Origin of the sequence: Burkholderia sp. NFPP32, from assembly GCF_900119325.1 — a bacterium.
Taxonomy (GTDB): domain Bacteria; phylum Pseudomonadota; class Gammaproteobacteria; order Burkholderiales; family Burkholderiaceae; genus Burkholderia; species Burkholderia pyrrocinia_C.
The window spans coordinates 554,969-581,010 of sequence record NZ_FPJP01000002.1 but is presented as its reverse complement, the minus strand read 5'-3'; the positions used below and the strand labels follow the sequence as shown (position 1 = coordinate 581,010).

The 26,042-nt window shown below is 67.9% G+C and carries 24 protein-coding genes; 13 read left to right on the top strand and 11 right to left on the bottom strand.

The genetic code is table 11. The features are described from left to right. Nucleotides 1-185: 185 nt before the first annotated feature. Both BT264_RS06955 and BT264_RS06950 read right to left on the bottom strand, forming a co-directional pair. Nucleotides 186-1,574 (bottom strand): uracil-xanthine permease family protein, encoded by a 1,389-nt coding sequence (locus BT264_RS06955; protein WP_072436453.1) that lies wholly within the window; start codon nt 1,572-1,574, stop codon nt 186-188. 91 nt (nt 1,575-1,665) lie between these two features. Continuing rightward, on the bottom strand, nt 1,666-2,643 hold the full coding sequence (locus BT264_RS06950) for a LysR substrate-binding domain-containing protein (RefSeq protein WP_072436454.1): 978 nt from the start codon (nt 2,641-2,643) through the stop codon (nt 1,666-1,668). A 133-nt stretch (nt 2,644-2,776) separates the two neighbouring features. Here BT264_RS06950 and BT264_RS06945 point away from each other — a divergent pair, with 133 nt between their 5' ends. From BT264_RS06945 to BT264_RS06935, 3 genes are all read left to right on the top strand, one after another. Next, on the top strand, nt 2,777-3,493 hold the full coding sequence (locus BT264_RS06945; protein WP_072436455.1) for an SDR family oxidoreductase: 717 nt from the start codon (nt 2,777-2,779) through the stop codon (nt 3,491-3,493). A gap of 234 nt (nt 3,494-3,727) precedes the next feature. Beyond that, on the top strand, nt 3,728-4,063 hold the full coding sequence (locus BT264_RS06940) for a putative quinol monooxygenase (RefSeq protein WP_072436456.1): 336 nt from the start codon (nt 3,728-3,730) through the stop codon (nt 4,061-4,063). Next, nucleotides 4,060-5,217: an iron-containing alcohol dehydrogenase gene (locus BT264_RS06935; protein ID WP_072436457.1), complete on the top strand. Its 1,158-nt coding sequence runs from the start codon at nt 4,060-4,062 to the stop codon at nt 5,215-5,217. Before BT264_RS06940 ends, BT264_RS06935 begins: the two co-directional genes overlap by 4 nt. A gap of 21 nt (nt 5,218-5,238) precedes the next feature. Here BT264_RS06935 and BT264_RS06930 read toward each other — a convergent pair whose 3' ends face one another. Beyond that, nucleotides 5,239-7,419, bottom strand: coding sequence for an ornithine decarboxylase (locus tag BT264_RS06930; protein ID WP_072436458.1), 2,181 nt, complete (start codon nt 7,417-7,419; stop codon nt 5,239-5,241). 93 nt (nt 7,420-7,512) lie between these two features. On the opposite strand from BT264_RS06930, the gene BT264_RS06925 reads away from it, so the two are divergent. The 4 genes from BT264_RS06925 (at nt 7,513) to BT264_RS06910 (ending at nt 12,357) form a co-directional block, all read left to right on the top strand. Next, a complete protein-coding gene (locus tag BT264_RS06925) occupies nt 7,513-7,716 on the top strand; it encodes a hypothetical protein (RefSeq protein WP_072436459.1) in 204 nt (67 codons plus the stop codon). A 201-nt stretch (nt 7,717-7,917) separates the two neighbouring features. After that, complete coding sequence (locus BT264_RS06920; RefSeq protein ID WP_072436460.1) at nt 7,918-10,218, top strand: Orn/Lys/Arg family decarboxylase; 2,301 nt, start codon at nt 7,918-7,920, stop codon at nt 10,216-10,218. Between the two features lie 62 nt (nt 10,219-10,280). Further along, nucleotides 10,281-11,666, top strand: coding sequence for a putrescine-ornithine antiporter (gene potE, locus BT264_RS06915; RefSeq protein ID WP_072436461.1), 1,386 nt, complete (start codon nt 10,281-10,283; stop codon nt 11,664-11,666). A gap of 106 nt (nt 11,667-11,772) precedes the next feature. Continuing rightward, a complete protein-coding gene (locus BT264_RS06910) occupies nt 11,773-12,357 on the top strand; it encodes a putative glycolipid-binding domain-containing protein (protein ID WP_072436462.1) in 585 nt (194 codons plus the stop codon). A gap of 32 nt (nt 12,358-12,389) precedes the next feature. Here the strand turns inward: BT264_RS06910 and BT264_RS06905 are convergent, their stop codons facing one another. Then, nucleotides 12,390-13,382, bottom strand: coding sequence for a sulfonate ABC transporter substrate-binding protein (locus BT264_RS06905; protein ID WP_072436463.1), 993 nt, complete (start codon nt 13,380-13,382; stop codon nt 12,390-12,392). Nucleotides 13,383-13,556: 174 nt separating this feature from the next. Continuing rightward, nucleotides 13,557-13,964 (bottom strand): DUF427 domain-containing protein, encoded by a 408-nt coding sequence (locus BT264_RS06900; RefSeq protein ID WP_072436464.1) that lies wholly within the window; start codon nt 13,962-13,964, stop codon nt 13,557-13,559. Between the two features lie 298 nt (nt 13,965-14,262). On the opposite strand from BT264_RS06900, the gene BT264_RS06895 reads away from it, so the two are divergent. Next, nucleotides 14,263-15,924: an ABC transporter substrate-binding protein gene (locus BT264_RS06895; RefSeq protein ID WP_072436465.1), complete on the top strand. Its 1,662-nt coding sequence runs from the start codon at nt 14,263-14,265 to the stop codon at nt 15,922-15,924. A 55-nt stretch (nt 15,925-15,979) separates the two neighbouring features. On the opposite strand, the gene BT264_RS06890 is transcribed toward BT264_RS06895, so the two are convergent. The 6 genes from BT264_RS06890 to BT264_RS06865 all read right to left on the bottom strand — a co-directional run bounded on the left by BT264_RS06890 (nt 15,980) and on the right by BT264_RS06865 (nt 21,882). Beyond that, entirely contained in the window at nt 15,980-16,927 is a 948-nt protein-coding gene (locus BT264_RS06890) for a TauD/TfdA dioxygenase family protein (protein WP_072436466.1), read from the bottom strand. 159 nt (nt 16,928-17,086) lie between these two features. Next, on the bottom strand, nt 17,087-18,040 hold the full coding sequence (locus tag BT264_RS06885) for a TauD/TfdA dioxygenase family protein (protein WP_072436467.1): 954 nt from the start codon (nt 18,038-18,040) through the stop codon (nt 17,087-17,089). Nucleotides 18,041-18,188: 148 nt separating this feature from the next. Then, entirely contained in the window at nt 18,189-19,034 is an 846-nt protein-coding gene (locus BT264_RS06880; protein ID WP_072436468.1) for an ABC transporter ATP-binding protein, read from the bottom strand. A gap of 40 nt (nt 19,035-19,074) precedes the next feature. After that, nucleotides 19,075-19,905, bottom strand: a complete 831-nt coding sequence (locus BT264_RS06875) for an ABC transporter permease (protein WP_072436469.1) — start codon at nt 19,903-19,905, stop codon at nt 19,075-19,077. Nucleotides 19,906-19,941: 36 nt separating this feature from the next. Further along, complete coding sequence (locus BT264_RS06870) at nt 19,942-20,784, bottom strand: ABC transporter permease (RefSeq protein WP_072436470.1); 843 nt, start codon at nt 20,782-20,784, stop codon at nt 19,942-19,944. A 15-nt stretch (nt 20,785-20,799) separates the two neighbouring features. Next, nucleotides 20,800-21,882 carry an ABC transporter substrate-binding protein gene (locus BT264_RS06865; protein WP_072436471.1) on the bottom strand — a complete coding sequence of 361 codons (1,083 nt, stop codon included), beginning with the start codon at nt 21,880-21,882 and terminating at the stop codon, nt 20,800-20,802. A gap of 15 nt (nt 21,883-21,897) precedes the next feature. Between BT264_RS06865 and BT264_RS37915 the strand changes: the two genes are divergently transcribed. From BT264_RS37915 to BT264_RS06845, 5 genes are all read left to right on the top strand, one after another. Then, a complete protein-coding gene (locus tag BT264_RS37915; RefSeq protein WP_143155681.1) occupies nt 21,898-22,374 on the top strand; it encodes a hypothetical protein in 477 nt (158 codons plus the stop codon). Nucleotides 22,375-22,799: 425 nt separating this feature from the next. Continuing rightward, nucleotides 22,800-22,982 (top strand): Flp family type IVb pilin, encoded by a 183-nt coding sequence (locus BT264_RS06860; RefSeq protein WP_072436472.1) that lies wholly within the window; start codon nt 22,800-22,802, stop codon nt 22,980-22,982. An 89-nt stretch (nt 22,983-23,071) separates the two neighbouring features. After that, a complete protein-coding gene (locus BT264_RS06855) occupies nt 23,072-23,551 on the top strand; it encodes a prepilin peptidase (RefSeq protein ID WP_072436473.1) in 480 nt (159 codons plus the stop codon). A 19-nt stretch (nt 23,552-23,570) separates the two neighbouring features. Further along, the gene (gene cpaB / locus BT264_RS06850) at nt 23,571-24,590 is read left to right on the top strand and encodes a Flp pilus assembly protein CpaB (RefSeq protein WP_072436474.1); all 1,020 of its coding nucleotides are present in this window, start codon (nt 23,571-23,573) and stop codon (nt 24,588-24,590) included. Nucleotides 24,591-24,652: 62 nt separating this feature from the next. Continuing rightward, nucleotides 24,653-26,032 carry a type II and III secretion system protein family protein gene (locus BT264_RS06845; protein WP_072436475.1) on the top strand — a complete coding sequence of 460 codons (1,380 nt, stop codon included), beginning with the start codon at nt 24,653-24,655 and terminating at the stop codon, nt 26,030-26,032. Nucleotides 26,033-26,042: the final 10 nt, after the last annotated feature.

Here is a 26,042-nt window from a genome sequence, read left to right as displayed (position 1 = left end):
CGGCTCAAGAATGCCCGGATGAGTTCATCATACGCGCGTCGCCCTTCGGGTGGCCATCTTATTTCGGGCGACGCGGATTGCCTCTGGTGCGAGGCCGCGGCTGTCTGGCGCGGTCGGGTTGAACCGGCGTGCGGGCCGGCCGACGCGGTGCCTGAAACACCGCGCGGTTGCCGCGCATTCCGTCCTTACTTCTTTTCCGGCAGGAACCAGTTCATCACGAGCGCGCAGATGCCGCCCGTTGCGACGCCCGATTCCAGCACGTTCTTCAGCGCGTGCGGCAGGCTGTTCAGAATGTCCGGCACCTGCGACACGCCGAGGCCGAGCGCCAGCGACACCGCGATGATCAGCAGCGCGCGGCGGTCGAGCTGGACGCCCGCGAGAATGTTGATGCCCGATGCGGCCACCGCGCCGAACATCACCATCGCCGCGCCGCCGAGCACGGGCTCCGGCACGGCCTGCAGCACGCCGGCGACGACCGGGAACAGGCCGAGCACCACCAACATGCCCGCGATCCAGATGCCGACATGGCGGCTCGCGACGCCGGTGATCTGGATCACGCCGTTGTTCTGCGCGAACACGGAGCTCGGGAACGTATTGAACACGCCGGCCAGCAGCGAGTTCGCGCCGTTGACGAGCACGCCGCCCTTGATTCGTTGCATCCACACCGGCCCCTCGACCGGCTCGTTCGAGATCTTGCTGGTGGCGGTGACGTCGCCGATCGCTTCGAGCGACGTGACGAGGTAGATGATCAGCATCGGCACGAACAGCGACCACGAGAAGCCGATGCCGAAGTGCAGCGGCGTCGGAACCTGGAACAGCGCGGCCTGCTGCATGCCGGTGAAGTCGAGGCGGCCGAGGAACGCAGCCGCGAGATAGCCGATCGCGAGCGCGATGACGAGCGCGGTACTGCGCACCCAGACGATCGGCACGCGGTTCAGCAGGATGATCGTGCCGAGCACGAGGCCGGACAGCGTAAGGTTCTCCGCGCTCGCGAACGTGCCCTTTGCCATCGCGCCAAAGCCGCCGCCCATGCTGACGAGGCCGACCTTGATCAGCGTGAGGCCGATCAGCAGCACGACGATGCCGGTGACGAGCGGCGTGATCAGGCGCTTCACGAACGGCAGGATGCGCGACACGCTCATCTCGACGAACGAACCGGCAATCACGACGCCGAAGATCGCGGCCATCACGGTCTCGACCGGCGTGCCCTGCTTGACCATCAGGCTGCCGCCCGCGATCAGCGGGCCGACGAAGTTGAAGCTGGTGCCCTGGACGATCAGCAGGCCGGCGCCCAGCGGGCCGAAGCGCTTGCACTGGACGAAGGTGGCGATGCCGGAAATCACCAGCGACATCGATACGATCAGGGTCGTATCGCGGCTGGATACGCCGAGCGCCTGGCAGATCAACAAGCCGGGCGTGACGATCGGCACGATGATCGCCAGCAGGTGCTGCAGCGCGGCGACGAAGGCGACCATCGGCGCCGGCCGGTCGTTCGGGCCGTAGACGAGGTCGCGGGCCGATTCTGCGGCGTCTGTGCCGTGGGAGGCGGGTTGGGCGTGGGAGGCGGGTTGCATGGCGAGCGGGCCGGACAAGGTGGAAAGTGCGGCATTTTAGCCGAAGGGCCCGCCGGCGCCGCCGGGGCGGGCGTCGGGTACGCGCTCGGCGTCAGCCGGCCGTGCGTGTTCCCGCGCCGCGTGCCGGTGTGCGTGGCGCGCGGGAATCCGGATACGCGCGCTGGCAGACCGCAATCACCGCGTTGCGCAGGCGACGATGGACGGGATCGCCGTGATTGCGCGGATGCCATAGCGCGGCGACGAGGATCGCGGGCAGGCGGACCGGGATCTCGAAGCTGCGCAGCCCGAGGGCTTCCGCGAGCCCCGGCGAGAACGCGTTGCCGAGGCTCGAGCGCGGCACCAGCGCGATCAGGTCGGTGCTGGCCGCAACACGCATCGCATCGGGGTAGCCGGGGACGACGACGTGCACGGTCTGGCCCGGGCCGGATCGGTCGGTCGAGTCGTCGGCCGGTCCGCCGAAATCGCCGAGCTGCGATGCGATCACGTGACGGCAGGCCGCATAGCGTGCGGGCGTGATCCTGGCCGACGCGAACAGCGGATGTCCGGCGCGCGCCACCGCGACGTGCCAGTCGTGACCGAGCATGCGTGTGTGCAGCTCGGGCGCGTCGTCGCCGCGCTTGCCGATTTCCAGATCGACGGTGCCGTCGCGCAGCGCTTGCGGATCGCGGTCGGGCTTGGGCACGAAGCGGATGCGCACGTGCGGCGCGACTTCGCCGATCGCGGCGACCACCGGGCCGGACAGCATTTCCATGAACGACGCCGACGCGCGAATGGTGAACGTGGATGCGAGCGTCGCCATGTCCACGTCGGCCGTCGCCGGCCGCAGCACGGCGCGCGCGTCGCTCGCGATCGCATGCACGCGGTCGCGCAATGCGGCCGCGTGCGGCGTCGGCACGAGCTTGCGCCCGGCGCGCACGAGCAACGGGTCGCCGGTGGAGAGCCGCAGCCGTGTGAGCGTGCGGCTCATGGCGGACGTGCTCAGGCCAAGCCGGCGCGCCGCGCCCGTCACGCTGCTTTCCGACAGCAGCGCGTCGAGCGCCGTAACGAGATTCAGGTCGATGTCTTCCATGCGGACAGGATACGCCACTGCGTGGTCTGGCATGGCGTTCGATGCAACTATTGATTGCATTCGGTGCGTCTGGTGCATGGTCCGGTGCGCGCCTATAGTAGGCGCATCGTGAAACCCGGCAAAGGCGGCAACCATGCAATCGACCGTATCGAACCCGAACGCACCCTCGATCCTGCTCGTCGCGGCTTCGCGCGGCCTCGGGCTTGCGATGGCGGAGCAATTCCTGAACAAGGGCTGGAACGTAACGGGCACCGTGCGTGAAGGATCGGGACGCACGAAGCTGCACGACCTGGCGGACCGCTTCGACGGCCGGCTCGGGATCGATACGCTCGACATCTGCGAGCCGGCGCAACTGGCGGCGCTGCGCGAGCGCCTGTCGGGCAGGCGCTTCGACGTGCTGTTCGTGAATGCGGGGACGACCAACGACCCGAACGAAACGATCGGCGAAGTGACGACCGACGAATTCGTGCGCGTGATGATTACGAATGCGCTTGCACCGATGCGCGTGATCGAGGCGTTGAAGGATCTCGTGACCGCCGACGGATTGATCGGCGCGATGTCGTCGGGGCAGGGCAGCGTCGCGAACAACGTCAGCGGGATGCGCGAGGTCTATCGCGGCAGCAAGGCCGCGCTGAACCAGTTCATGCGCAGCTTCGCGGCGCGCCAGGCCGACACGCCACGCGCGCTGGCGCTGATGGCGCCCGGCTGGGTCCGTACGGAGCTGGGCGGGCCCGATGCACGCCTGACCATCGACGAGAGCGTGCCGAGCCTCGTCGACATGCTGATCGCGAAGCGGGGGCGCCCCGGGCTCGAATACCTCGACTATCTGGGGCGGACGGTGCCGTGGTAGTCGCCGGCGTATCGGCGGGCGGATGGTTACGAACCGACGCTTCGTGAATATGCAGCGAGATTCGACATGTTTTTCGCAGTTCGGCCACGGCGCTGCGAAGGTATTGCCGATTCAATACAATGCGACGACGAGTCAGTGACACGGTGTCGCGCCATCGCGTTTGAATCCCTCCGGTTCGCAGCGGATTGCGTGCGCCCCCGTCGCGACGGGCGTTTGTCGAACACGGAGCCCCGCATGAATGAACCTTACCTGCAGGTCATCGCACATTTTTACGCGAAGCCGGGCAACGGCGACCGCGTGATCGAGCTGCTCGCGGAGCTCGCGCCCGCGACCCGCGCCGAGCCGAAGAATCTCGACTATGCGTATTTCCGGTCACCGGAAGATCCCGACCACATCGTGATCCTCGAGCGTTACCGCGACGCGGACGGGCTCGACGTGCATCGGGAAACGCCGCATTTCCAGCGCATCGGCGTCGGGGCGATCATTCCGTTGCTCGATCGCCGCGACGTGTCGCGCTACATGGTGCAGCCGGACACCGGCACGGCGACGCCACCGGGAGGCATTCGATGAACCCGTTTCAATTCCGTACCGTTCCGACGCAGATCGTCGAATTCGGCGCCGCGTGCCGGCTCGGCGCGTTGTTGCGCGAACGCTTTCCGGCGCTCGTGCGGCTGTGCGTCGTCACCGACGCGTTCCTGCATCGCAGCGGCGTACTTGCGCCCGCGCTGGAGAGCCTTGCCGCGCACGGCTGGCAGGTCACCGTGATCGACGACGTGATCGCCGATCCGCCCGAGCACGTGGTGCTCGAAGCGACCAGTCGGGCCGTCGCGGCCGATGCCGAGATCGTGCTTGGCCTGGGCGGCGGATCGTCGATGGACGTCGCGAAGCTGATCGCGGTGCTTGCACCGGGGCAGCAGGCGCTGGCCGACATGTACGGCGTCGACAAGGTCGCGAGCGCGCGGCTGCCGCTCGTGCAGATGCCGACGACGGCCGGCACGGGCTCCGAAGTGACGGCCGTATCGATCGTCACGGTCGGCGAGGCGCGCAAGATGGGCGTCGTGTCGCCGCACCTGTTCGCGGACGTCGCGATCCTCGATGCCGAGCTGACGCTCGGCCTGCCGCGTGCGGCGACGGCCGCGACGGGCATCGACGCGATGGTGCATGCGATCGAAGCCTATACGTCCGCGCGGCTGAAGAATCCGGTGTCCGACATGCTGGCCGTGCACGCGCTGACGCTGTTGTCGCGCAACCTGCTCGCGGCGTGCGACGACGGCCGCAACCGGCACGCGCGCGAGTCGATGCTGGTCGGCGCGATGTTCGCCGGGCAGGCGTTCGCGAATGCGCCGGTCGCGGCCGTGCATGCGCTGGCCTATCCGGTCGGCGGGATCTTCCACGTGCCGCACGGGCTGTCGAATGCGCTCGTGCTGCCGCACGTGCTGCGCTTCAACGCGCCGGCTGCCGCGCCGCTGTATGCGGAACTCGCGGCGATCGTCGCGCCGTCGGCGACGGGCAGCGACGAAGCGAGAACGCATACGCTGATCGCGGAGATCGACCGGCTGATCGTCGCGACGGGCATCCCGCGCACGCTGCGCGAAGTCGGCATCGGCGAGGGCGACCTGCCGAGGATGGCGTCGGACGCGATGCTGCAGACGCGCCTGCTCGTGAACAATCCGCGCGAGGTGACCGAGGCCGACGCGCTGGCGATCTATCGGCAGGCGTGGTGACGCGGCAAGCGGGCTGCGCGGTCAGGCCAGCGACGCGCGCGGGTGGTCGGCCACCACGTACGCCGATGCCTGCTTCGTGCCGTCCGGTTTCGTCTGCAGGTAGACGCCCTGAATCTCCGGCTCAAAACCCGGCAGCGCGTTGATCCCGGCTTCGAGCGCGCGGAAGTAGTCGAGCGCCGGGCCGCCCCACGCTTCGCCGGGCACCACGCAGAAGATGCCGGGCGGATAGGGCAGCGCACCTTCGGTCGCGATCCGGCCTTCGATGCGATCGAGCGTGACGAGCTCGACGTTGTTGCGGATCAGCTCGGCATTCGCGGCCTGCGGCAGCATCGCCTGCTTCGGGAACTGCGCGCGCCGGAACATCTGCTTCTGCAGATGCTTCATGTCGTGGCTGCGGTAGAAATCGTGCATGCGCTGGCACAACTGCCGCAGGCGCATGCTGCCGTACAGCTCCGGATACGCTTCGCACAACGACGGGATCGCTTCGCGCAGCGGCGTGTCCTGGTCGAGATGGCGTTCGAACTGCGCGAGGTGCGCGACCAGATGCTGCAGCTTGCCGAAGCTTTCCGACGGCGTGAGCAGGAACAGGATCGTGTACAGGTCGGCCTTCTCGGGCACGACGCCGTGCTCGCGCAGGTAGCGCGCGAGGATCGGCGCCGGCGCGCCGAACGGCGCGTACTCGTGCGTGTCGCGATCGATGCCGGGCGTCGTCAGCAGCAGCTTGCACGGATCGACGAAGTACTGGTCGTTCGCATAGCCTTCGAAGCCGTGCCACGTGTCGGCCGGATGGAAGCGGAAGAAGCGCAGGTCGTCGACGATCTGCTCGGTCGGGTAGTCGGCCCACGGGCGCCCGTCGACCTGCTGCGGAACGAATGGGCGGATCTGGCGGCAGGTTTTCAGCAGCAGCTTGCGTGCATCGACGCCGTGCGCGACGCAGTCGCGCCACAGTCGTTTGCCGGCCGGGCCCGCATGCATCTGCGCGTTGACGTCGAGTGCCGCGAACATCGGGTAGAACGGGCTCGTCGACGCATGGATCATGTACGCGTTGTTGAAGCGCCGATGATCGCAGAAACGCTTCTGGCCTTCGATGTGGCTGTCCTTCTTGTGGATCTGTGACGTCTGCGAGAAGCCGGCCTGCTGCTTGTGCACCGATTGCGTGACGAAGATGCCGGGATCGTCGGGGCCGAGCGTCAGCATCAGCGGCGAGCAGTCCTGCATCATCGGGATGAACTGTTCGTAGCCGACCCACGCAGAGTCGAACAGGATGTAGTCGCACAGATGCCCGATCCGGTCGACGATCTCGCGTGCGTTGTAGATCGTGCCGTCGTAGGTGCCGAGCTGGATCACCGCGAGCCGGAACGGGCGCGGTAGGTCGGCGCGCTCGGGTGCGACGTCGCGGATCGCGTCGCGAATGCGCGCTTCGCCGAGCGCCGCGCTGTCGACGCCGCCGATGAGGCCCCACGCGTTGCGCGCGGTTTCGAGGTAGACGGGCCGCGCGCCGGACACCACGAGCGCGCCGAGGTGCACCGACTTGTGGTTGTTGCGATCGAACAGCACGAGATCGTCGGGCGCGAGCAGCGCGCTCGTGACGACCTTGTTCGACGTCGACGTGCCGTTCAGCACGAACCAGGTCTTGTCGGCGTTGTAGATTCGCGCGGCATTGCGCTGCGCTTCCAGCGCGGGGCCTTCGTGGATCAGCAGATCGCCGAGCCGGACGTCCGCGTTGCAGAGGTCGGCGCGAAACAGCGTCTCGCCGAAGAAGTCGACGAACATCCGGCCGAGCGGATGATTCGAGAAGAACTGGCCGCCCTGGTGGCCGGGGCAGTCGAACTCGACGTAGCCGCGCTGCACGTATTCGCGCATGACCTTGAAGAACGGCGGCAGCAGGTTCTCGCTGTAGATATCGGCGGCGGCTGAAATCTGCCGGCCGTAATAGTGGCGGCTGCCGCGCCCGAGCTGGATCACGCCGCTCGCGCTCGGCAGGACCGACGGCGGCACTTCCTGGTCGGGCTCGACCGCGACGAAGAACGGGATCGCGAAGCCGGTTCTTTCGACCGTTTTCAGGATTTTTTGCGCCGCATCGATTCCGACGACGATTGCCGCGATATTCGTGAAATCGGTCTGAAATACGTCGACCTGTTCGTGCGTGGTGAGAAAGGCGCCAATCAGCGCCGGCTCGACTGCGATTTTCAACAGGCTCACGCGAACTCTCCGGTAAATGTGCGGAAACGGGAGCCGAATTCGTGCCGATACGTAATTCGACACGCGCTGCAGCCGATTGAAACGCTTCCGCGAATGCTGAATGCCGATGCGCGCCGAGGAAGCAGCTTTGCGCAGCGAGGCACGGCTGCCGCCGGTCAGTGCGCGACGCAGCCGATCGTAGCAACAAAATCCGGCGAATTCAATCGACCGGAAACGGCAATTTCATTGAAAGATGAGAAGGATCAAACAAGCGGGAATTGGCGTGCTGCGGGGCACATAAAAATGATCCAATTATGAAATCCGATTTGAAAGGGATCGACGGTTTCGCCGAATCGTCGGCTTTTCATCGAAAGGCATCCATGGCATAGTCGGCATCCGAATCGGATGGCGAATCAAACCGGAATGACGAGCGTCTCATGTCGCCAACCGTGGCCTGCTGTCCGCGTGCTCGTGAGACGAACAACACCAACGAAGCATCGGAACAGCGAGGGCAACATCATGAATACATCCGCCGGCGGCATTCGTCGTCTCGGCATGCGTGCGCTGCTGGTCGACGACGAAATCACGCAGGAAACGGCGACCGGACGCGCGGTCCGCACACTGAGCGCGGAACTCGCGCAACGCGACATCGACGTGCTCACGGCGACATCCGCCGACGATGCGATCATGCTGATCCGTTCCGATCCGTCGATCCAGTGCGTGCTGCTCGACTGGGATCTCGGCGTGGACGGCCACGGGCCGTCCGAGGCGGTGGTCGAAGCGATCCGGCATCGCAACGCCAACGTGCCGATCTTCCTGCTGGCCGACCGCAGCGTCGCGTCGTCGGTGCCGTCCGCGGTCATGGGCCAGGTCGACGATTTCGTGTGGCTGCTCGAGGATACGGCCGATTTCATCGGCGGGCGCATCCACGCGGCGATCGAACGCTATCGCTCGACCGTGCTGCCGCCGATGTTCGGCGCGCTCGCGAAGTTCTCTCGCGTCTACGAATACTCGTGGCATACGCCCGGCCACACGGGCGGCACGGGCTTCCTGAAGTCGCCGGTCGGCCGCGCGTTCTTCGAATACTTCGGCGAATCGCTGTTCCGCTCCGACCTGTCGATCTCGGTCGGCGAACTCGGCTCGCTGCTCGACCACTCGGGCCCGATCGGCGAAAGCGAGCGCTACGCGGCACGCGTGTTCGGCGCGCATCGCACGTATCACGTGACGAACGGTTCGTCGACGTCGAACCGCATTATCCTGATGGCGAGCGTGAGCCGCGACCAGATCGCGCTGTGCGACCGCAACTGCCACAAGTCGGCCGAGCATGCGATGACGATGTCGGGCGCGATTCCGACTTACCTGGTACCGACGCGCAACCGCTACGGGATCATCGGGCCGATCGCGTCCGAGCGTCTCACGCAGGCGGCGATCCGCGAGGCGATCGCATCGAACCCGCTCGCGGCCGGGCTCGCCGATCGCCAGCCGAAGCACGCGATCGTCACGAACTCGACTTACGACGGCCTCTGCTACAACGTCACGCGCGTCGAAGAACTGCTCGGCGCGAGCGTCGACCGCCTGCACTTCGACGAAGCGTGGTACGGCTACGCGCGCTTCAATCCGATCTACCGCGACCGCCATGCGATGCACGGCGATCCGCGCGACCATCGTGCGGACCGGCCCACGGTGTTCGCGACGCAGTCGACGCACAAGCTGCTGACCGCGCTGTCGCAAGCGTCGTACATCCACGTGCGCGACGGCCGCAGCCCGATTCCGCATGGTCAGTTTAACGAAACGTTCATGATGCACGCGTCGACGTCGCCGAACTACGCGATCATCGCGTCGAACGACGTCGCGGCCGCGATGATGGACGGCCCCGGCGGCGAAGCGCTGACGCACGAGTCGATCGAGGAGGCCGTCGCATTCCGGCAGATGATCGCGCGGATGAACAACGAGTTCGACGCGAAGGGCGACTGGTTCTTCGAATGCTGGCAACCCGACACCGTGCTCGAGGCACGCACGGGCCGCACGCTGCCGTTCCATGAAGCGCCGCCCGAGCTGCTCGCGAGCGATCCGTCGTGCTGGGTGCTGCGCCCCGGCGCGCAATGGCACGGCTTCGGCAATATCGAGGACGGCTACTGCATGCTCGATCCGATCAAGGTATCGATCGTCACGCCGGGCGTCGCGCCGGCCGGCGGCCTGATGCCGGTCGGCATTCCGGCGAGCGTCGTCACCGCCTATCTCGATGCGCGCGGGATCGTCGTCGAGAAGACGACCGACTTCACGATCCTGTTCCTGTTCTCGATCGGCATCACGAAGGGCAAGTGGGGCTCGCTCGTCAGCGCGCTGTGCGACTTCAAGCGCGACTACGACGCGAACCTGCCGCTCGACATGGCGATTCCGTCGCTCGCGAAGGAACACGGCGCGCGCTATGCGGGCATGGGGCTGAAGGACCTGGCCGACACGATGTTCGCGGCGATGGAGCAGCTCGGCACGACGCGGCTGATGTCGGAGGCGTTTTCGATCCTGCCGAAGCCGGAGATGAGCCCGGTGCGCGCGTACGAGCATCTCGTGCAGGGCCGCGTCGAGCAGGTCACGCTCGACGAGCTGGCCGGGCGCACGGTCGCTACCGGCGTCGTGCCGTATCCGCCGGGCATTCCGCTGCTGATGCCGGGCGAGAACGCGGGGCCGGCCGGCGGCCCGGTGCTCGGCTACCTGAAGGCGCTCGAAGCGTACGACCGTCGCTTTCCGGGCTTCGCGCACGATACGCACGGCGTGGAAGTCGAGGACGGCACGTATCGCGTGTACTGCCTGACGGCCTGAACGAGAGGCCGGACGCACGAGCGACCGGCCGCGCGGCGGCATCACATCGAAGGATCGAGATCATGGAAAACGCAGCACGCATGTCCGCCGCGGCCCCGGCGGCCGCGGCGAAGAACCGGATGAACGTCTGGCAGCTCACCATCCTCACGGCGGTCAACATGATGGGCTCCGGCATCATCCTGCTGCCGTCGAAGCTCGCGCAGGTCGGCACGATCTCGCTGCTGTCGTGGATCGTCACGGCCGGCGGCTCGCTCGCGCTGGCCTATGCGTTCGCGCGCTGCGGGATGTTGAGCCGCAAGCCGGGCGGGATGGGCGGCTACGCGGAATACGCGTTCGGCAAGGCCGGCAACTACATGGCGAACTACACGTACGGGCTGTCGCTCGTGATCGCCAACGTCGCGATCGGCGTCACGGCGGTCGGCTACGGCACCGTGCTGTTCGGCGCGACGCTGTCGCCGCTGCAGACGGGCCTGTGGACGATCTTCCTGCTCGTGTTCACGACGGTCGCGAACTTCGGCGGCTCGCGCATCACCGGCCGGATCGGTGCGGTGACCGTATGGGGCGTGATCATTCCGGTCGTCATCGTGTCGCTGATCGGCTGGTTCTGGTTCAGCGGCGCGACCTGGGGCGCTGCGTGGAATCCGCACGACATGCCGTTCGGGCCGGCCGTCGGCAGTTCGATCGCGGTGACGCTGTGGGCGTTCCTCGGGCTCGAATCGGCATGCGCGAACTCGGATGCGGTGGAGAACCCGGAGCGCAACGTGCCGATCGCCGTGCTCGGCGGCACGATCGCATCGGCGATCTTCTACATCGTATCGACCAACGTGATCGCGGGGATCGTGCCGAACGCGATCCTCGCGAAGTCGAACGCGCCGTTCGGCATCGCGTTCGCGACGATGTTCACGCCGACGGTCGGTACGATCGTCACCGCGCTGATGGTGATCGCGTGCATCGGCTCGCTGCTCGGCTGGCAGTTCACGGTCGCGCAGGTGTTCAAGAGCTCGGCGGACGTCGGCTACTTCCTGCCGGTGTTCGCGCGTGCGACGCGCACCGGCACGCCGATCGTCGGCATGGTGATCCTGCTCGTCGCGCAGGTCGCGCTGGCGCTGATGACGATCAGCCCGGAGCTGAGCAGCCAGTTCCAGAAGATCGTCGATCTCGCGGTCGTCACGAACCTCGTGCCGTACGTGATGTCGATGGCCGCGCTGATCACGATCCAGAAGGTCGCGAAGGTGCCGCCGGCCAAGGCGCTGGTGACGAACGTGATCGCGATGGTCGCGACCGCGTACAGCTTCTATGCGCTGTTCAGCTCGGGCGAGCAGGCGCTGATGCTCGGCGGCCTGTGCGTGTTCCTGGGCTGGACGCTGTTCGGGTTCGTCAGCGCGCGCTTCTACCAGATGGAAGTCGACGCGCACGTGAAGGAGCCGGGGAAGTCGTTGCAGGCGTGAGGGCGGGCGCAATCCGTATCGCCGGAGGTCGGTTGCCGAAGCCGCGTGTGTTCATCGACGCGATGAGCGAAAATCGGCTTTCGCGCGACCGACAGGAGACGGCGACATGACGCAACAGGATGAAGCGGTGCGCACGCGATGCGTCGCATGGCAGATCGTGCAGACGTGGCAGGCGGCCGAATGGTGCCGGCTCGCGGAGACGCGAGCGGGAATCGATCTGTCGGGTTCGGTATCGGGCGCGATCGACGGCACGCCGTTTCGCATCGACTATGCGATCGCATGCGGTGCCGACTGGCTCACGCGCTCGGCGCGCGTGACACGCTGGCTCGGCACGTCGCCGCCGCAACGGCTGGACCTCGGATGCGACGGCGGGCGCTGGACGATCGACGGCGTCGACGCGCCGCTGCTCGCGGGCGCGACCGACATCGACCTCGGTTTCAGCCCGTCGACCAATACGCTGCCGATCCGGCGGTTGGCGCTGGCCGTCGGCGACGCCGCGACGATCCATACCGCATGGCTGCGCTTTCCGGATTTCGCCATCGTGCGCGGCGAGCAGCGTTATACGCATACGGCGCCACACGTGTATCGCTACGAGAGCGGCACCTATGCGGCCGATATCGCGATCGACGAAGCCGGCCTCGTCATCGACTACGACGAATGGCGGCGCATCGGCGCAGCGCTTGCCCCATAACGAGTCGCGTCGCGTCGTGCTTCGGCAGCGCATCAGCGCGCGTTGGCGACCGTCAGCTTGCCCGGAATCAGCTTCAGCGTGCTGAACGTGTCGGCGATGTTCTGCTGATACGCGACCGTCGCGTCGGTGATCGGTTGCACGCCGTAGCCGGCGCGCTTGAGCGCGACTTCGAGCGTCGGCGCGTCGAGGCCGACGAGCGGTGACAGTTGCGCGGCGACGTCGGGCGTGTGGTCGCGCGCCCAGCGATCGACCGCGTCGACTTCGTCGAGCAGCGCGCGCAGCACCTGCGGGTGAGCGGCTGCGTACTTGCGCGCGGCGAGGTAGTACTGCGTGTTGCGCACGAGCCCTTCGCCGTTCGCGATGACGCGCGCGCCGAGCTGCCGTTCGGCGGCCGCCAGATACGGATCCCAGATCACCCACGCATCGACGCTGCGCTGCACGAACGCGGCGCGCGCGTCGGCGGGCGTCAGGTAGATCGGCTGGATGTCCGCATACGCGAGGCCCGCGTGTTCGAGCGCCTTCACGAGCAGGTAGTGGACGTTCGAGCCCTTGTTGAACGCGACCTTCTTGCCGCGCAACTGCGCGACGCTGCGGATCGGCGAATCGGGCAGCACGACGATCGCTTCGCCCTGCGGCGCGGGCGGCTCGTTGCCGATATAGACGAAATCGACGCCGGCCGCCTGCGCGAAGATCGGCGGCGTTTCGCCGACCGTGCCGACGTCGATCGCGCCGGCGTTCAGCCCTTCGAGCAGTTGCGGGCCGGCCGGGAATTCGAGCCATTGCACCGCGACGCCCTGGCTCGCGAGGCGCTTCTCGAGCGTGCCGCGGGCCTTCAGCACGACGAAGTTGCCGTATTTCTGGAACCCGATGCGCAGCCGCGTGCCGTTGTCCTGGGCCCGTGCGGGCAGGGTCGCGAGCGGCCCGAGCGCGAGTCCGGCAAGCCCGGCGGCCGCGCCGTGCAGCCATTGGCGGCGGCGCGGGTTCGCCGGGGTCGTTTCAACGTCTGCGTGCGGTGTGTCGCTCATCGGGGTGTCCTGCGTGCGGGTTCACGGGGCGCGCGCAAAGGCGGCGCGGCCGGCGCAGGACGGGGCCGGATGCGGGCGCTGCTCGCAACGGGCCGGCCCGCGCCGGATTCAGGACGATACGGCCGCGCGGGCCGGCGGCCAACCAATGAATGCGCATATGCAAATCAGCCGCGCTCAGGCTGCGTCGGCGGCGCTTTCCTCGATCGAATCGACGCGGTCCGGATAGAACGCGAGGTGCCCGCGAATCGCTTCGACGGCCGGATACGGATGCTCGTAGGTCCACACCGCGTTGGTCGCGCGTGCGCCGCCGGCCGGGATCGAGTAGTACGTGCAGTCGCCCTTGTACGGGCAGTATGTCGCGTGGTCGGTGCGTCGCAGCAGCGACATGTCGGCGTCTTCGCGCGGGATGTAGAGCACGGCCGGATAGCTGGCCTCGCGCAGCGCCAGCGCGCGACGCGTATCGGCGACGACCTTGCCGGCCACCGAGACCACCACGCGCCACGGATGCGGCTCGATCGCGATCGGATGATCGGGGCCCGGCGACTTCACGGGACGAGAGGGCGTATCGGAGCTGATCGACATCGTGGGTCCTCCAGGAACTGGCGGCGTGGCGTCGCCGGGCGGATCCCGGCGCGCCTCTGCCGGCGTTTGCCAGCCGATACGATGCGCCAATTCCGGAGAATCTGCAGGGGGCCGGAAGGCGGTGGCGAGGCAAGGCTGCCGGGCGATGTCCCGGCGCTTGCGCGGACATATTCATGCACGGACAGCGGGATGCACCCGCGGCGATAAGCAACGCCGAATTAATTGGTAAGCGATCGGCGGGAGGCGCGCGAAGATCGGCCGTCGTCATTCGCATGACTCATTCCTTCTTTCCGCCACCATGAAGCATTCTTTCGTTTCGTCAGCCGCGCGCCGCGCACGTCGTGCACCGCATGCCGTTGTCGCACTTCGTTGCGTGGCCGCGTCGCTGCTGCTCGCCGGCGCGGCCACGCAGGCGCTCGCCGCGCCGGCCGGCAAGACGCTCGTATACTGCAGCGAAGGCAGCCCGGCCGGCTTCGATCCGGGCCAGCACACGACGAGCACCGATTTCGACGCGAGCACGTACACGATCTACAACGGGCTCGTGCAGTTCAGGCGCGGCAGGCTCGATCTCGAACCGTCACTCGCGACGAGCTGGGACGTGTCGCCCGATCAGCGCGCGATCACGTTCCACCTGCGGCATGGCGTGAAATTCCAGACGACTGCATGGTTCAAGCCGACGCGGCCGTTCCAGGCCGACGACGTCGTGTTTACGTTCCGCCGGATGCTCGATCCCGACGATCCATTCCGCAAGGCTTACCCGGTCAGCTTCCCGTACTTCAGCGATCTCGGCTTCGACCGCAACGTCGAGCGCATCGAGAAGGTCGACGACTACACGGTGCGCTTCGAGCTGAAGACGCCCGACGTCGTGTTCGTGCGCAACCTCGCGATGGCGTTCGCGTCGGTGCTGTCGGCCGAATACGCGTCGCAGCTCGCGGCGCGCCATCGCGAGGCCGACATCAACCAGTTCCCGGTCGGCACCGGGCCGTTCCTGCTGCGCACGTATCAGAAGGATGCGCTGATCCGCTACGAAGCGAACCCCGACTACTGGAAGCCGGGCGACGTGAAGCTCGCACGGCTCGTGTTCGCGATCACGCCCGATCCGGCCGCGCGCCTGCAGAAGCTGGTGGCCGGCGAATGCCAGGTATCGGCGTTCCCGCGGCCGGCCGATCTCGACACGGTGCGGCGCGACCCGAAGCTGGAGCTGTTCTCGGGAACGGGCTTCAACGTCGGTTTCGTCGCGTACAACACGCAGCATGCGCCGCTCGATCGCGTCGACGTGCGGCGCGCGCTCGACATCGCGATCGACAAGACGGCGATCGTGAAGACCGTCTTCAACGGCGACGCGAAGATCGCGACGAACCCGATGCCGCCCGCACAATGGTCGTACAACCCGCGCCTGAAGGATGCGCCGCGCGATCCGGCCGCCGCGAAGGCGCTGCTCGCGCAGGCCGGTTTCCCGAACGGCTTCGACCTGACGCTGTGGGCGATGCCGGTGCAGCGCCCGTACAACCCGAATGCGCAGCTGATGGCGCAACTGATCCAGCAGGACTGGGCGAAGATCGGCGTGCGCGCGAAGATCGTCAGCTACGAGTGGGGCGAATACAACCGCCGCGCGAAGCACGACGGGCAGCACGACGCGATCCTGTACGGCTGGTCGGGCGACAACGGCGACCCCGACAACTGGCTCGGCACGCTGCTCGGCTGCGACGCGGTGCACGGCAGCAACCTCGCGAAGTGGTGCAATCAGGATTTCGAAAAGCTGGTGAGCGCGGCGCGCTCGAATGCGGACGTCGCGAAGCGCACGGCGCTGTACGAACAGGCGCAGGTGGTGTTCAAGGACCAGGTGCCGTTCACGCCGATCGCGACGTCGATCGTGTCGCTGCCGGTGTCGAAACGTGTACACGGGCTGACGTTCTCGCCGCTCGGGGGGCACCGGTTCGACGGCGTGTGGCTGGATTGACGGAGATCGATGGACGAAGGGCCGGCGCGCTCGCGCGCGCCGGTGCCGGTTGCGATCAGTTGAGCGCGACGGCCGCCGCCGTTTCGACCGGCGAGCCTTCGAGTGCGACCGATGGCCGGCCGTCGGGGCCGACCGGCACGTCGCCGGTGAGCGTCGTACGGTAGAGCTGGCGGTCGAAGTCGAGATCGAAGATGTCGACCGGCGCGAGGTGCGCGGTCGCGCGGTTGTCCCAGAACGCGATGCTGCGCGGTTCCCATTTGAAGCGGATCGTGAATTCCGGCCGCGTCACATGTTCCCACAGCAGTTCGAGCAGCGCCTGGCTCTCGCGCGGCGTCAGCCCGACGATCGATTTCAGGAAGCTCGGGCTCACGTACAGCGCACGTTCGCCGGTCTCCGGATGCACGCGCACGAGCGGATGTTCGGTCACGAGCGGGCGGCGTTCGACCGCGTCGTCGAACGCGCCGGTGGCGCGCGCACCGGCCGGCGGCGTGAAGCGGTGGATGCCGCGCAAGCCGTCGACGAAACCGCGCAGCGGCTCGGACAGCGTTTCATACGCGCGTACGAGATTGGTCCAGTGCGTGTCGCCGCCGTACGGCGGGATCGTCACGCCGCGCAGGATCGACGCCCACGGCGGGTTCACGGCGGCCGTCACGTCGGTGTGCCAGCCCGTCCACGGCCGGCGCACCGGTTCGCCTTCGAAGCGCGTCGCCTTGCGGTGCTTCGCGATCGAATAGACGGCCGGATGGCCGTCGACATGCCCGAACACCGGATGGCCGACCGTCGGCTCGCCGAACTGCGCGGAGAACGCGACGTGCTGGTCGTGCGTGAGGAATTGTTCGCGGAAGAAAATGACGCGCCATTTCAGCAGCGCGGTGCGGATGGCCGCGATCTGCGGTGTGGTCAACGGTTGCGTGAGGTCGACGCCGCGTATTTCCGCGCCGATATGGGCGGACAGCGGGATCACGTCGACCGGCTGGGCGGCGGGTTCGGGTAGGGCGCTCATGCGACGCTCCTGGCGGAAGTGAACGGGGCGGATTGCCGACATCGTTGCGGGTGCAAGCGTCGGTCCGGCGGCGGGAGGTTCATGGTGGTGTGTCCGGTGGCGAATGGCGGGGAACGCGCGGCGGCGCGCACGGAACGGCGCCGCCGCGGTACGCGGACGTTATTGCAGCGTCGCGCCCGGCCCCTTCAGCACGACGCTCCGGCGGCCGTCGATGCCGACCGGCACGTCGCCGTGAACGGTTGCTCGGCGCACGACGCGGCGCGCAGCGCCGTAGTCGTTGATCGCGTAGTGCTGCGTCGCGCGGTTGTCCCAGATCGCGACGTCGCCTTCCTGCCAGTTCCAGCGCACGGTGTTCTCGAGGCGCGTCACGTGCTCGTGGAAGACCTGCAGCAGGTGCGCGGAGTCCTGCGCCGACAGCCCCTTGAGCCGCTGCACGAAGTGCCCGAGCACGAGCGTGCGTTCGCCGGTTTCCGGATGCACGCGCACGACCGGATGCTCGGTTTCGTAGACGGTCGACGTGAACACTTCGCGGTAGCGCTTCAGCTGCGTGTCGTCGGCATGCACGTGCGTCGACGCGTAGTCGTATGCGTTCGTATGGATCGCCCACAGCGTGTCGGCGAGCGCGCGCAGCGGGTCGGGAAGATGCGCGTACGCGGCGGCCGTGTTGGCCCATACCGTATCGCCGCCGAACGGCGGAATCACGACCGCGCGCAGGATCGAGATCTTCGGGTACGCATCGACGAACGTGACGTCGGTGTGCCACGAATTCGCCCGGGCGCCGTGCGCGGAATCGAGTTCGAGCAGATGCGCGCTGCCGTCGACGGACGGCACGGTCGGGTGCGCGACCGTGTCGCCGAAGCGGCGCGCGAACGCTTCCTGCTCGGTGTCGTCGAGATGGTGCTGGCCACGGAAGAACAGCACCTTGTGGCGCAGCAGCGCGGCCTGGATCGCGTCGAACGTCGCGTCGTCGAGCGTGGCCGACAGCCGGACGCCGGCGATCTCGGCGCCGATCCGGCCGGCAACCTGGCGAAGCTGGAGCGGGGCGGCGGCCGTGCGCGGCGCGGCGTGCGAAGCATGCGAAGACGGGTGGGCGGCGTGCTGGACTTCGGACATCGGGAGTCTCCTGGAGTCGGGTCGGTCGAGTCTCCATTCAAGCAGGGAGCGCGCCGAACCGGAACCGATGAATCGTCACAACCTTAGCGTGCGTGCTGCGATGATCGATATGTGTCGTCATGCTGAGCAATGCGGTCGCGACACGTCTCTACCACGCAAGCCGGAATTCACCGATCCGGTGCGCGTGCGGCGTGTCGATGCGCTTGCCGCCCGCGCCGTCGTCGCGCGGCGGGCCGCTATCGTCGAAATCGGCGAGCACCGTATCGCGCAACCGCGCGAATTCCGGCGAATCGCGCCGGCGCGGCCGCGGCAGCGCGACATCGACGATGCGTTCGATGCGGCCCGGGCGCGGCGCCATCGTGACGACGCGGTCGCCGAGATAGACGGCTTCGTCGACGTCGTGCGTGACGAGCATCATCGTGATGCGCTCCTGTTCCCAGATGCGCAGCAGTTCGTTCTGCATCCGCGCGCGCGTCTGCGCGTCGAGCGCGCCGAACGGCTCGTCGAGCAGCAGCACGCGCGGCCGGTTCACGAGGCCGCGCGCGATCGCGACGCGCTGCGCCATTCCGCCCGACAACTGGTTCGGAAACGCGTGCCCGAAGCCGTTCAGCCCGACGAGCGCGATGTGGTCGGCTACCGCTCGCCGCTTCGCGGCCGCGTCGAGCGGCGCGTTGCGCAGCGCGGCGCCGATGTTCTGCTCGACGGTGAGCCATGGGAACAGCCGGTGATCCTGGAACACGATCCCGCGCTGCAGCGACGTGTCGCGCACGCGTTCGTCGCCGGCGCGGATCTCGCCCGAGTAGTCGGTATCGAGCCCCGCGACCAGCCGCAGCAGCGTGGACTTGCCGCAGCCGCTCGCGCCGACGATCGTGACGAATTCGCCGGCGCGCACGTGCAGCGACACGTCGTCGAGCACGGCGAGCGCCGCGCCGCGTTGTGCGTAGTGCTTGCTTACATGGAGGATGTCGAGCGAGTCGGAGGCGAGGGTCGTCATGGCGGAGCGAAGAAGGATGCGACAGGGGAGGAGCGTCAGATCAGCGCGGCAGGTCGCCGCGCCGGGCCAGCACCTTGCGTTCGATCGCACGCGCGATCGCGTTCAGCACCCAGCCGGTCACGCCGACCACGATGATCCCGAACAGCACGAGATCCATCCGGAACTGCTCGCTGCCGTCGATCAGCGTGTTGCCGATCCCGCTGCCGGCAACGAGCAGGTATTCGGCGCCGAGCGTCGCGAGCCACGAATAGATCAGGCCGAGATACAGCCCGGTGAAGATCGACGGCAGTGCGGCCGGCAGGATCACGTAGCGGACGAGCTGGAGCCGCGAATAGCGCAGCGCGCGGGCGACGTCGACATATGCGCGCGGCACCGCGTGAATGCCGTCGCACGTGTGCGCGGCGACGGGCAACAGCGCGGCGAGCGACAGGAACACGACCTTGGCGACGTCGCCGAGGCCGAACCACACGGAGATCAGCGGAATCCACGCGAACAGCGAGATCTGCTTGAACGTGTCGAAGCTCGGGCCGACGATGCGCACGGCGATGCGCGACAGCCCGAGCGCGGTGCCGAGCAGCAGCCCGCCCGTCGCACCGATCGCGAAACCGCAGGCTTCGCGCGCGAGCGACGCGGACAGTGCGCGGCCGAGCGCGCCGCTCGTGACCTGCGACCACGCGGTGTGCAGGACGTCGGCCGGGCCGACGAGCAGCCCGCTTTTCACGACGTGCGCGGAAGCGATCGCCCACCAGAGCGCGAACGCGACGAGCGGCAGCACGAAGCCGCGCCAGTCGGGCGCATGCAGGCGGCGGGCGGCTGTGACGGGCGACGGCGTGGCAGCCGGCGCGAGCGTCGACGTGGCGGAGTGCGGCATCGGGTGGTTTCCTTCGGTTGGTGCGGGCAGGCCGGTTCAGCCGCGGAACGCGGACGGCACGCCGCGGCGCAGGCGCGCTTCGAGTGCATCGAGCAGCCGGTTGATCAGCAGGCCGACCGCGCCGACCACGACCACGGCCGCCATCACGAGATCGAGCTGGAACAGTTGCCGGCCGTACACGATCAGGTAGCCGAGCCCTTCGGAGGACGCGACGAGCTCGACGACGACGAGCGCGAGCCACGACTTCGTGAACGCGAGCCGCACGCCGGTCGCGAGCGTCGGGATCGCGGCCGGCAGCACGACGTGGACGATGCGTTGCCGGCGCGTGTAGCCGAACCCGCGCGCGACTTCGTCGAGCGCAGGCGGCGTCTGGCGAAACCCCTGCAACGTGCTCATCGTGACGGGGACGAGCGCCGCATGCGCGATCAGCAGGTACTTGAGCGGTTCGCCGACGCCGACGAGCAGCAGCAGGAACGGCAGCCAGCCGAGCACCGGGATCTGCACGAGCGCGTTGAAGCTCGGCAGCACATAGGCTTCCAGCGTGTGCGACAGGCCGAGCGCGACGCCGATCGCGAAACCGAGCAGCGAGCCGGCCGCGAAGCCGACCAGCACGCGCTGCAGGCTGACCAGCGTGTGGCGTGCGAGATCGCCGCTCGTCGCGAGATCGGCGAGCGCGTCGTACACGCGTTCGGGCGGCGGCAGGATCTGCGGTGCGATCCAGCCGCGCGCGCTGCCGACGCTCCACAGCGCGAACAGCAGCGCGGGTAGTACCCACGGCGCGAGCTGCCACGTCAGCCGCTTCACGCCCGCCGCGCGGCGCGGCGGCGCGGCGAGTGCATGCGGCTCGGACGACGGAATCGGGATCGCGGTGTCGCTCATCGGGGCGGGTCCGGGTCAGGAAAGGGGCTTGCCGGCCGCGTCGTAGCGCGGCCAGTAGTTTTCGAGCTTCAGCGTGCGCAGCGCGTTGTCGAGATACTTCGGCTCGAACCAGCCGTCGACGTCGACCGGCTGGCGGATCAGCTTCAGCTTCAGTGCATCCTGCGCGACGGCCTTGTAGCGCGCGACGAGGAACGGATCGATCAGCGGCGACAGGCGATCCTTCAGGCGCTGGTTCGCATAGTCCGCCTGCCACGACGAATACGGGACGCCGCTCTTCGCCCACAGCTTGAACAGCGCATCGCGGTTCGCCTCGTCGGACGACCATTGCGCGCCCTTGACCAGCGCGTTGACGACGCGCTGCACGATGTCCGGATGCGCGCGTTCGAAATCGTCCAGCACGAGCAGGTGGGTCTGGCGCGTGTACTGCGGGCCGTCGTTCTGCGATTCGTAGATGATCTTCGCGAGCCCCGCGTCGCGCAGCTTGTATAGCTGGTAGTCGCCCACCGACGCGTCGATGCCTTTCGACGCGAGCGCGGCGAGCGAGCTCGCGGCGTCGAGGTTGATCACGCGCAGGTCGCGTTCGCCGAGGCCGTTTTTCGCGAGCGCGTTGTCGGCGACGAGCTGCAGGTTCGTGCCGCGGAAGATCGACACGCGGCGGTCCTTCAGGTCGGTGATCGAACGGATGCCGGAGTCGGGCGGGACTGCGATCTTCACGCCCGAGCGCACACTCGCGGCAAGCAGCAGGTGCGTCTTGATCCCGTTCGAACGTGCGAGCACGGCCGGCAGGTCGCCCTGGTACGCGAAGTCGAGTGCCTTGTTGGCGATCGCCTCGTTGACGGCCGGCCCCGCGCCCTTGAAGAACAGCCACTGCACGTTGATGCCGTCGGCCGCGAATTCCTTTTCGACCAGTTGCTGCAATTGCGCGGTGGCGGCGCTCGAGCCGCCGAAGGTCGGCGGATCGCCGGCGCCCTGCTGGGCGACGCCGATGCGGATGGTGGCGGGCTTGTCGGCGTGCGCGGCGGCGGCCGCCAGCGTCATCAGCGTGGCCGCCAGCAGTGATCGCAGCAGGCGCAGCGGAAACGGGAATCGATCGGTCATGGTGCGTCGGGTAGCGTGAAAATGAAATCGGACAGGGAGGCGTCGAGCCATTCTGGTGGACGCTTCCGGCGCGGGACAAACAACGATTTGAACTATGCTTATCGCCGCCTGGCGGGTTGCGGGGCCGGGCGTGCCGTTTCCGCGAACGAAAAGCGGATTCGCATATATCGCGGAATCGTTCAGGATTCCGATCATGTTGATTGGCGTCGCCTGCTGATCAGGCAAGCGCCGGCTGGAAAATTCCTGAAATGGCTAAATCGCGGATTTGCGGATTCGCCGGCCGATCGGCGTGCGAATCAGGGCGGTGAAATCGGCATCAGTCGGTTAAAAAAACCGATCCGGACCAGTCATATTTGCCGAATTGGCCGGACGGAGCGTGAACGGATTTCCGGCCGGCATATGCGAACCACCTCGCGTGAAACGGTGCGCACGGCCCATCCGGCATACCGAAAAATCGAATGGAAACGGGTTATTCCGCCAGACGGGAAATGACGCATCGCGGCAGTTAACATGCTTACATCGACGTCTGAACCAATCTGAACCATACGGAATGCCGCGACAAAGAATTTCGATAGACCCCCTGCATGAATTTCATCATTGCAGGGTGCTATCCATAAATACATTCCGACGCCAAATTATTTGAAATCGTCTCAAAAATTGTCTATACCCTAGACGAATCAGTGCGGTCGGCGTCGTGCCGGCGAGGCTGCACAACAGATGTGCGAATGAAACGATCGATGCCGTCGTTGCATGCCGCGCGTCGCAGTGATCGAGTGGACTTCGGGGAATGCGAACGGCCTCATGCGTGGGCCGGCCGCATGAGTCGCGAATGGGCGAACGCCATATGCAGCCGCCGGACCCATGCAGCGTCTTTACGTTCAACGGTCGATCATCGACCCCGTCACACGGAGGTTGCCATGCTGCAATACGTCAAGTCCCTGCTGCGTGATGAACGTGGCGTCAGCTCGCTCGAATATGCGGTGCTGGCAGGCATCGTCGTGGTCGCGCTGGCAGCGGTCGGCGTGATCCTCAGCAGCACTTCCGGCGGCTTGCCGAGCGTGTTCACGGCGCTGATCACGAAGGTGACGGGCCTGATCTGATCCCCTGAACCCGCGCGCCGCCGACGAATACACGGATCCGCAGCGGTAGAACGTATCCAGCCGGGGGTGCGCCGATGGACGGCTCTCCCATGCTCACTCTCGTGCAGTCGGTGGCCACGGTCGTGCTGGCGTCGCTCGCGGCGCAGGACCTGCGCGACCGGCGCTTGTCCAATCGCGCGGTGCTGGCGTTCGCGATGCTGTATTTCGTCGCGGCGGCGCTCGTGCGCGAAGGGTTCGCGCCGCTGGCCGGCCACCTCGCGACCGCCGCCGCGATGCTGCTGCTGTTCGGCGGCTTGCGCCACGCGGGCTGGATCGGCGGCGGCGACGTCAAGCTGGCGGCGGCGGTATTCCTGTGGGCCGGCCCGACGCTGGCGTTCCCCGTGTTGACGATCGTCGGCGCGGGTGGCGCGTTATGCGGTCTCGCCGCGCTCGCGGCCGTCGCCTGGCAGCGGCGCGCCACGCCCGCCCGCGCGGTCGCCGCGCGCGGCGTGCCGTACGGGCTCGCGCTCGCGCTCGGCGGTGCGCTGGCCGTCTGGGCGCCGTTTCCGCACGCGGTTTCGCTTACCTAGCCGGGGGACGCGCGCCGCCATGCCCAAACCTCTGAGAATGGCCGTGCTGATCATCGCTGCCGGCATCGGCGCATTCATCCTGCGCGAACTGTACGTTGCCGCGTCGACGCCGTCGACACCCGGCGCACCGGATCAGGCGCGCGTGCGTGTCGCGGCCGCCGATCTGCCGGAAGGACTGCTGCTGCGCGACAACGATCTCGCATGGAAGCGCATGCCGCGCGCACAGGTGCCGCCGGGCACGTTCGTCGAGTCGCAGCCGGGCGCCGACCTGAAGGGCGCGCTGCTGCGCAACCGCGTCGGCGCCGGCACGCCGATTCGCACGGACAACGTGATTCCGGCCGACGCGCCGGATTTTCTCGCGGCCGCGCTGCAGCCCGGCATGCGCGCGATCTCGGTGCCGGTCGACGACGTGTCGGGCAACGCGGGGCTGATCCAGCCGGGCGACTTTGTCGACGTGGTGCTCACGCAGCAGATCGGCGGCTCGGCGACGTCGCCCGGCACCTTCGAAGCGGAGACGGTCGTGCGGCGCGCGCGCGTGCTTGCGGTCGGCTCGGAATTCCAGCGGGCGAAGACGCCCGCGAGTGCGCCGGACGCGACGGCGCGAGCGCGTACGGTCACGCTCGAGGTCGCGCCGCGCACCGCGCAGGTCGTGCTGGTCGCGACGCGCCTCGGCTCGCTGTCGCTCGCGCTGCGCAGCTTCGCGACCAGCGACCGGCGGCAACCGGCGGGCGGCGACGAGCAGGAGCCGGATACGCAGCCGGTGTGGGCGGGCGACGTGTCGCGTGCGGCCCGCGAGGCCGCGCGCGCGCCGTCCGCCGGGCCGGCGGCCGGCGGCGCACGGCCGACGGGACAGAACAACACGGTCGTGATCTATCGCGGTTCCTCGATCGACGACGGGTCGCGCGGCGGCGGCACCGGCACGCCGGGCCTGCCGCCGCTGCCGTCCGGCCTGCAGGGAATGCCGGCGCTGCCGGGCGGCGGCAATGTCGCGGCGGCGGACGGGACGGCGCAGCCGCCGCGGGCGGCGGTGCCGCAATGACGGATCGACGGAGCGGGCCGGCCGCGCGGCGGCCGGCATTTGACGGGATGACGGGAACACGCATGGTGCGCATCGTTCGTTGGATCGCTCTCTGGTGCCTGGCCGGCCTCGTCGCGCCCGGCGTCGCGTTCGCGCAGGGCGTGCGCGCGCCGGACGCCGGCGCGCCGCTGTCGATCGCGACCGGCAAGGGCGAGCTGTTGTCGCTGCCCGAGCCGGCGGTCGCGATGTTCGTTGCCGATCCGACCGTCGCCGACATTCAGGTGCCGTCGCCGCGCACCGTGTTCGTGTTCGGCAAGAAGGCCGGCACGACCACGCTGATCGCGCTCGGCGCGAACCATCGGCCGATCCTGCGCAGGACGGTGATCGTGCAGGTCGACACGGCGTCGCTGCAGACGGTGCTCGACAGCCGCTTTCCGCAGCTGAAGCTGTCGGTGTCCGGCGCGCCGGGCTCGCTGATGGTGTCGGGCAAGGTGCCGGGCGCGGCCGACGCGGACGCCGTGATGCAGTCGCTCGCGCCGTACCTGCACGACAAGGAAAGGATCGTCAACCGGCTGACGCTGTCGCGCCCGATCCAGGTGAACCTGCGCGTGCGGGTGACCGAGGTGAGCCGCAACGTCACGCAGCAGCTCGGCATCAACTGGAGCTCGCTCGGCGCCGCCGGCAACTTCGTCGGCGGGCTGTTCAACGGGCGCACGCTGTTCGACCCGACGAACGGCCTGTTCAACCTGTCGCCGACCGGCGCATTCTCGGTGCTCGGCGGCTTCCGCGCGGGGCGCTGGTCGATCGACGTCGTGCTCGACGCGCTCGATCAGGAAGGGCTGATCACGATGCTCGCGGAGCCGAATCTGACCGCGATGTCGGGCGAGACGGCGAGCTTCCTCGCGGGCGGCGAGATTCCGATCCCGGTTGCGCAGAGCGGCAACACGGGTGTGATCACGGTCGAGTACAAGCCGTTCGGCGTATCGCTCGACTTCACGCCGACCGTGCTCTCCGACAACCGCATCAGCCTGAAGGTGCGGCCGGAAGTGAGCGAGGTCGACGCGAGCAACAGCGTGACGACGGGCAGCATCAGGGTGCCGGCGCTCACCGTGCGACGCGTCGAGACGACGGTCGAGCTGTCGAGCGGGCAGAGCTTCGCGATCGGCGGGCTGCTGCAGAGCCAGACGGCCGACACCGTGTCGCAGATCCCGGGGCTCGGCCGGCTGCCGATCATCGGCCGGCTGTTTTCGTCGAAGAATTTCCAGGACAACAAGACCGAGGTGGTCGTGATCGTCACGCCGTACATCGTGCAGCCGACCGGGCCCGGCCAGCTCGAGCAGGCGATCGACACCGTCGCGCGGCCGAGCAGCGATCTGGAGTTCGCGGTGCAGCGCAACCTCGGGCTCGACCTGCTGTCGGGCGACACGCCGCGCCTCGTCGGCGCCGCGGGCTTCGTGTACTGAACCGGAGGAG